Origin of the sequence: Muricoccus pecuniae (genome assembly GCF_014199205.1) — a bacterium.
GTDB lineage: Bacteria > Pseudomonadota > Alphaproteobacteria > Acetobacterales > Acetobacteraceae > Roseomonas > Roseomonas pecuniae.
Genome location: NZ_JACIJD010000017.1, coordinates 84,162 through 91,182, shown reverse-complemented (window position 1 = coordinate 91,182; position 7,021 = coordinate 84,162). Strand labels below are relative to the sequence as shown.

Genomic DNA, 7,021 nt, shown 5'->3' with positions numbered 1-7,021 from the left:
CGCCTCCCGCTTGAACTCCTCCGTGAATTCGCGTCGCGTCTTGGTCGTCATCAGCACACCTCGCTCCCTCAGGAGCTTATCCGAGGTGTCCACCATTACAGGGGAGGGTCACACCGATCCTACACCACGCCTCGGGGCACGATCGAAGGATTTGCGTGCTCCTACCTCCTACTCAGCCTCTCACCTCGTTAAGCGGGTGTCCCCAACCTGTCCCGAAAACGATGGTTGATCGGGAACGCGGAAGGCTGCCCACGATACGTCGATGATCCAGCAATCGAGAACATCTATCTGCCCGAGTGATCTGTCGGAGCCATGATCACGTCCGCTACCATCGGATCCGGTTGAGGAAGCGCGTTCAACGGCGGACCGCTTCAGGTAGAGGAGGAGAGCCGAGGATCAATCCCCAACTGTTCGGGAAGGCCAAGGTGATCACGCAAGGTAGCGCCGCGATAGTCGGCGGGGCGAAGCCCGCGACGGCGCAGGATGGGCACCACCTCGTCTACAAAGGCATCGATGCTGTCCTGCTGGTCGTCGGGGACAATGGTGAACCCGTCGCAGACCCCTGCCTCGAACCACTTCTGCAAAAGATCCGCCGCCTCATCGGGCGTTCCCACCAGGCCCGGATTGGGATCCAGGACGCCGTGGGCGATGACATCGCGCGGGGACCATCCTTCGCGAGCCAGTGCGACAGCCTCTGCCGAACGAGGGATCGCAGAATGCGGGCGCAATGCGTCGATCTGAGCGGTAGCCAGCGGTTCCTCAGCGCGTTGAGGGTCCAGTCTGGCGCCCAGCATCATCGACAGTCGTGCCAGACGCGGCGCCAGATCTATGCGGTCTTCCAGCACGCGGCGCCGGTCCAGCGCCTCGCGCTTGCTAGCGCCAAGGCCGAAGCCGATGAAGGGCACGAACCGAATGTCGTCGGCAGTGCGGCCCGCCTGTATAGCCGACCTGTGGACGATCTGCCGCTGGGTACGGCTCTCCTCCATGGTCATGGGCATGGCGATGATGCCGTTGGCATACATCCCCAGGGGTTGCAGACCACGATTGCTCGCCACGGGCATAAAGATCACGGGCTGGCCTTGTTCGGACGGGGGGATCTGAATTGGGCCGCGCGCGGCGACGTGGCGCCCTTGCAGGTTCACGGGCTTGATGTGGGCCATATCCGCGAACCGGCCCGCCTGCGGGTCGGGTTGTCCAGCCTCCCGCTTCCAACTGCCCCACAAGGCCTGGGTGATCTGAATGACCTCGTGGAGGCGCTCGTATTTCTCGTTGCCTTGGGGGAGCGGCTTTCCGTAATTGGCGAATGCCTCGGGCTCGTAGCTGGGAATGGCATTCCAGCCCGCCCGCCCATGGCTTATCACGTCGAGCGCGCGCAGCTGACGTGCCAACGCGTAAGGTTCGTTGAACGAGGTCGAGACCGAGGGAACCAATCCGATCCGGCTGGTCTCGCGGGCTACCGCCGTGAGGATCAGCAGCGGCTCCATCGAGAACATGGGCGGCGAAGCAGAAAGATCACCGTGCAGAAAGACGCGATCGGGGAAGAACACGAAGTCTAGCCCGCCGCGTTCGGCAGCGCGGGCGCTGCGCACCGCCACATCGACGTTGGTGTAGGCCAACGGGTCTGCTCCGGGCATCCGCCATGCCCCGGGATGCACACCAAAGCTTTCACCAAGAGCGATGCCCAAGTTCATATGCTTCTAAAACTCCAAGTGTTTCCGCAAGTGCGACGGCATTAGCTTGACCAATCAATGCACATCGTTTGTGTGAGCTAATGTAAAGCTCCGCAAATCACGCCGTATAGATTTCAGTAATGCCAGCGCCTGCTTATCTTTGGAGATCGTCAGCAATACTAAGCGGTCAATGGTGGAAGGTAACAGTCTCTTCGAGCGGAGCCTTGCCGATCCTGTACTTGTTGGCGGCATGCGTCGTGTTGGGATAGCCGAACGAGATGCCGAACAGCAGCTTGAGAGCCGGATCTATGCCGAGCACGTCGCGGACGGTATCGGCATGGTAGCCGAGCATGGTCTGCGGGATACCACCAAGCCCGTGGGCAGTGAGCGAGAGCAGGAACGTCTGGCCGTACATGCCGAGGTCGCCGGCCACGCGCACATTGTCGCCGACGCTCGGCATGAACAGGAATGCAGCATGAGGTGCGCCAAAGAAGCTCAGGTTGAGCCGCGCTGCGGTGCGGCGATCCTCGCTCGCCTCTCTGGCGACCCCGATCGCATTGTAATAAGCGGCGCCCTGATCCTTGGAACGCTGCTTGTAGACGCCATCGAAGTCGCTGGTGCTGAAGCTGAAGTCCATCGTGTATCGCCCGACATCGTCATCTGCGAGCATCGCTTTGCTGAGCGCATCGCGCTTCGTGCCGGACACGATATGCATCTGCCAGGGCTGCGTGTTGCAGTTTGAAGGTGCGAGTTGCGCGTCTTCGAGCACGGACCGGATCACCTCCTCCGGCACCGGATCGGGCAGAAAGCTTCGAACCGAATGGCGCTCGCGCAGGACGTCATGGAACAGCTTGGTTTCAGACACTGAAATCGTCTCCATTGGCAACTGTGGCGATGCAGCACCGACTGCTTCCATCTGCCGGGGAGACGCACTATCTAGTGCGCAAGACACAAGCGTACCAGAGGGTCTTCGCATGGTTTTTTCACCTACCGAAGCAAGACGTGAACTCGAGAAGCAGCTGTCTTTCGCCCTGTATGGCGCGGCCAGCCGAGTGTCGCGGATGCACAAGCCGTTTCTGGAACCGCTGGGACTGACGTTTCCACAATATCTGGCGATGATCGCGCTGCTGGATGGCGCGCCGATCGGGGTTGGGGCGCTTGGTACTCAGCTCGGCATGGATACGGGCACCATCACTCCGCTGGTAAAGCGCCTTGAAGCCGCTGGCTTAGTCACCCGCACGCGGGACACAGGCGATGAACGTCGGGTTCTGGTCGATCTCACCCCTGCCGGTCACGCGACCGAGGAGGCGGTGAGGGGGGTGGCCGGTCAGATCATATCTGCCTGCCAGCTTACGGACGCAGATGCGGAAAGCCTGCGCCGGACGCTTGAAACGCTGGCCAGCTCCGACGGCGACAAAGCCAGCATCGAGCGCGTTTTGCAGGCAAGGCCGTAAGTCGAATGCCGCGGCTGACGCAGCGCACCCACAATAGCAGCAATCCCGGACGATCTCCGCGGATACGCACCCGTCAAAAGAGAAGGTGCCGTGTCGAACCGCAAGATGATAATAGGAACTGTCCTCATGAGCGCCTACGGCACGCAACAGGGCGCGTGGCGTATGCCGGGCGTTGACCCGACCGCATGGACCGACATCGACCAGCTCGTGCGCTTCGCCCAGGTCGCCGAGCGCGGGCTGCTGCACTTCCTGTTCCTGCCGGACTTCCCGGCGTTGCGTGAGGATATCGAACGCGAGTCCGTCATGATGGCGCTGGACCCGCTGCTCACCCTTACCGCGATCGCGCGCGAGACCAAGCGCATTGGCCTTGTCGCCACAGGCGCGACGACCTTTGCCGAGCCGTTCACGATCGCACGCCAGTTCAAGGCGCTGGACATCATCAGCCATGGACGCGCTGGTTGGAACGCAGTGCCGATGAGCGATCCTACAGTCGCGGCCAACTTCAGCCACCCGCTGCCTCCCCGGCAGGAAAAATACGAGCGGCTGCACGAGACGGTGCAGATCGTGCAGGCATTGTGGGGGAGCTGGGGTCGTGACGCCTGGGTTCATGATCAGGCATCCGGCCGCTTTGCCGACGCTGCCAAGGTCCAGCCGGTCAATCTCCGCGGGCGGCACGTAGCATCGCGCGGTCCGCTGCCGATCCCGCCCTCCGAGCAGGGGCAGCCTGTTATCTTTCAAGCTGGCGGTGGTAGCGCGGGACTTGAGGTCGCCGGGCGATATGCCAACGGTGTCGCCGGCGCGGTGTGGACCATCGACGATGCACGCGCTCAACGCGTAGCGTTGCGCGAGGCGGCGGCACGGAACGGTCGCGACCCTGACGAAGTAAAGTTTTTCGCAGGCGTCATGCCGACGATCGCACCGACGCGACGCGCGGCGCTCGACCGGCGCATTGCCCTCACCGAAGGCAAATTCGAGGAGCGCGTTGCCTATTTGCAGCAAATGCTGGGTATAAGGCTCGACATTGGCCACCTTGAACAACCGCTTTCGCCGCAGCAACTCGCCGCAGCGCGACCCTCCCCGCACGATCCACGGTCGAAAAACGCGCTGAAGATCGCTCGCGAAGGCTGGAGCCTGCGCGATGTCATCGCACATGGTGTAATCGACTATCATCCTGTGATCGCCGGCCCGGGGGTCGCAGTGGCCGACCATATGCAGGAATGGTTCGAAGCCGGGGCCGCCGATGGCTTCTGGATTATGATCGATGTCTACCAGGACGGTATGGATGCGTTCGCTGACGAGGTCGTGCCGATCCTGCAGCGGCGCGGCCTCTTCCACACTGAATATGAAAGCGCGACCCTGCGCGATCATCTCGGGGCTCCGGCGCAGTATGGACTTGACCCAAGGCTGGTCGGCTAGGTTCTGTGGACACTTGGGGGTTCCGGACCTGATCTTTACATGATTCAAGGCTGCCTTGGGGGAGGCGGCCTTGGGCGTGTTGGACCGGCTGGTGCTGAGCGATGCGGCGTGGGAGCGGATGGCACCGCTGATCATCGGGCGGCCTAACCAGAAGGGCTCGACCGGGCGTGACAACCGCATGTTTGTTGAGGGCGTGTTGTGGATCGTGCGCACGGGTGCGCCCTGGCGCGATCTGCCTGAGGTGTTCGGCGACTGGAACAGCACCTTTCGCCGCTTCAGCCGCTGGAGCGAGAAGAGCATCTGGCACCGCCTCTTCGAGAGGATGTCGGACGATCCTGACTTCGAGTACCTGATCGTGGACAGCACCATCATCCGCGCCCACCAGCACGCCGCCGGCGCCAAAAAGGGGGATCTGAAGATCAGGCCCTTGGCCGCTCCCGCGGAGGTCTGAGCACCAAGCTACACCTGGCCGTGCGTGGCCTTGGTGCACCGGTGCGCTTCCTCCTGACCGGTGGCCAGCGCGGCGACTGCCCGCAGGCCCACACGCTGATCGAGGGCCTGCCCGCTGAGGTCATCATGGCCGATGCCGCTTACGATGCCGATCCCCTACGAAGAGCCATCGCCGCCAAAGGCGCGGTCGCCGTTATCCCCAACAACCCGTCCCGCGCCCGCAAGTACCCGCTCGACAAGCACCTCTACGCCCAGCGCCACCTGATCGAGTGCTGCTTCTCCAAGCTCAAGCAGTTCCACCGCGTTGCTACGCGCTACGAAAAAACCGCAAGGAACTACCTCGCCGTCGTCACCCTCGCCGCCACCGTCCTGTGGCTCAGGTAAGTGTCCACAAAACCTAAAGGACCACTCACCAGATCACCGGAACGGTCGTAGCAATCCAAATACTGCTGGAGGCATCCTCAGGCTGGCGCGAGCGGCGTGGCGCGTTGCCCCACGCCATCGGCCGGTTCAGGAGGCGAGCGTCAACCCTGGAACGTGTCGCACTGCCGGATATCGCCGCTCTCCAGCCCGCGGCGGAACCAGCGGGCGCGCTGCTGGGAACTGCCATGGGTGAAGCTCTCGGGCCGGATGCGCCCGCCCGTCACGCGGTCGTCGCCCACGGCGGCGGCGGCGTTCAGACCCTCCTCAATATCGCCGCGCTCCAGGATGCCCCGCGCGCGGTCGGCCTGGTTCGCCCAGATGCCGGCGAGGCAGTCCGCCTGGAGCTCCACCCGGACCTGGAGCTGGTTGCGCTCGGTGCTGTCGGACTGCGCCTGGGCGCGCTGGACCTGGGGCAGCACGCCGAGCAGGTTCTGCACGTGGTGCCCGACCTCGTGGGCGATGATGTAGGCGGCCGCGAAATCGCCCGTCGCGCCGACCTGGCGCTGGAGGCGGGCCATGAATTCGAGGTCGATGTAAACGCGCCGGTCGGCGGGGCAGTAGAAGGGGCCCGTCTGCGCCTGGGCCGCGCCGCAGCCGGACTGGGTGGCGCCGGAGAAGAGGACGAGGACCGGCTCCTCGTAGCGGCGGCCGAGCTGGGCGAACTGCGCGTTCCAGACGCGCTCCGTCTCGCCCAGCACCTGGCCGACGAAGCGGCGCCCGGCATCCTCCTCCCCGCCCGGCGCGCGCGCCTGCCCGCCCGGGCCGGGGTCGAAGCGCCGCTCCTGCGGGGCGGGCTGCGGCGCCGGGTCCATGCTGCCGCCGCCGAGGATCACGGAGGGATCGACGCCGAAGAGCAGGGCGACGACCAGCAGCACCACGCCGCCGATCCCGCCGACCGCGATGCCACCCCCGCGCCGCCCCCCGAGGCCGCCACCGAAGCCACCGCTCCCGCGCCGGTCCTCCACATTCTGGCTCTCCGGTCCGTCGAGGCGCATGGCGAAGGGGCTTCCTGGCTGGTTTGTACGGCCAACGCCCGCCCGCGAGGGGGGTTTCCCCCCGGGGGGCCGGCCGGGCCGCCGCCGCTCAGGCGATGTTCAGCGCCACCTCGACATTGTTCCGCGTGGCGTTGGAGTAGGGGCAGACCTGGTGCGCCGCCGCCACCAGCGCCTCGGCCGCCTCGCGCGGAAGGCCCGGCAGGGCGATGGTGAGCGCGATCTCCAGCCCGAACCCGCCGGCCGAGCGGGGACCGATCCCCACCTCGGCCGTCACGCTCGTCCCCTCCGGCACCTTGGGGCCGCCTTGGGAGGCGACGAACTTCATCGCGCCGAGAAAGCAGGCGGAATAGCCGGCGGCGAAGAGCTGCTCGGGGTTGTTGCCGGGGCCGCCCGCCCCGCCCAGCTCGCGCGGGGTCGCGAGGCGGACCTCGAGCGCGCCGTCGGCGGTGCGGGCCTGGCCGTCGCGGCCGCCCGTGGCGGTGGCGCTGGTGCGGTAGAGGACGTTCACGGACATGGTTCTGGCTCTCCTCGGGCAGGCCCCGGCGCGCGGGGCGATGCCGCAGACCTATAGAGCGCGATTCGATCGCGCGCTAATATTTCTCGGTGATGCTGG

The 7,021-nt window shown here is 65.1% G+C and carries 7 protein-coding genes; 3 read left to right on the top strand and 4 right to left on the bottom strand.

Features of this window, described 5'->3' with window-relative positions; all coding sequences use genetic code 11:
• Positions 1–371 precede the first annotated feature (371 nt).
• The gene (locus tag FHS87_RS17145) at positions 372–1,691 is read right to left on the bottom strand and encodes an NtaA/DmoA family FMN-dependent monooxygenase (protein WP_184520606.1); all 1,320 of its coding nucleotides are present in this window, start codon (positions 1,689–1,691) and stop codon (positions 372–374) included.
• 166 nt (positions 1,692–1,857) lie between these two features.
• Positions 1,858–2,535 (bottom strand): nitroreductase, encoded by a 678-nt coding sequence (locus FHS87_RS17140; RefSeq protein ID WP_221300029.1) that lies wholly within the window; start codon positions 2,533–2,535, stop codon positions 1,858–1,860.
• A 109-nt stretch (positions 2,536–2,644) separates the two neighbouring features.
• Between FHS87_RS17140 and FHS87_RS17135 the strand changes: the two genes are divergently transcribed.
• The 3 genes from FHS87_RS17135 (at position 2,645) to FHS87_RS17125 (ending at position 5,374) form a co-directional block, all read left to right on the top strand.
• Positions 2,645–3,124, top strand: coding sequence for a MarR family winged helix-turn-helix transcriptional regulator (locus FHS87_RS17135; protein WP_184520605.1), 480 nt, complete (start codon positions 2,645–2,647; stop codon positions 3,122–3,124).
• A 126-nt stretch (positions 3,125–3,250) separates the two neighbouring features.
• On the top strand, positions 3,251–4,540 hold the full coding sequence (locus tag FHS87_RS17130; protein WP_221300027.1) for an NtaA/DmoA family FMN-dependent monooxygenase: 1,290 nt from the start codon (positions 3,251–3,253) through the stop codon (positions 4,538–4,540).
• Positions 4,541–4,610: 70 nt separating this feature from the next.
• Positions 4,611–5,374, top strand: a protein-coding gene (locus FHS87_RS17125) for an IS5 family transposase (protein ID WP_184520604.1) whose coding sequence is annotated in 2 segments (ribosomal slippage) — positions 4,611–4,946 and positions 4,949–5,374 — 762 coding nt in all. Because the reading frame shifts where the segments join, the coding sequence is not laid out codon by codon here.
• Between the two features lie 140 nt (positions 5,375–5,514).
• Here FHS87_RS17125 and ypfJ read toward each other — a convergent pair.
• Together ypfJ and FHS87_RS17115 are read right to left on the bottom strand one after the other, a co-directional pair.
• Positions 5,515–6,408 carry a KPN_02809 family neutral zinc metallopeptidase gene (gene ypfJ, locus FHS87_RS17120; RefSeq protein ID WP_184520603.1) on the bottom strand — a complete coding sequence of 298 codons (894 nt, stop codon included), beginning with the start codon at positions 6,406–6,408 and terminating at the stop codon, positions 5,515–5,517.
• An 88-nt stretch (positions 6,409–6,496) separates the two neighbouring features.
• Positions 6,497–6,922 carry an organic hydroperoxide resistance protein gene (locus FHS87_RS17115; protein ID WP_184520602.1) on the bottom strand — a complete coding sequence of 142 codons (426 nt, stop codon included), beginning with the start codon at positions 6,920–6,922 and terminating at the stop codon, positions 6,497–6,499.
• Between the last annotated feature and the right edge of the window lie 99 nt (positions 6,923–7,021).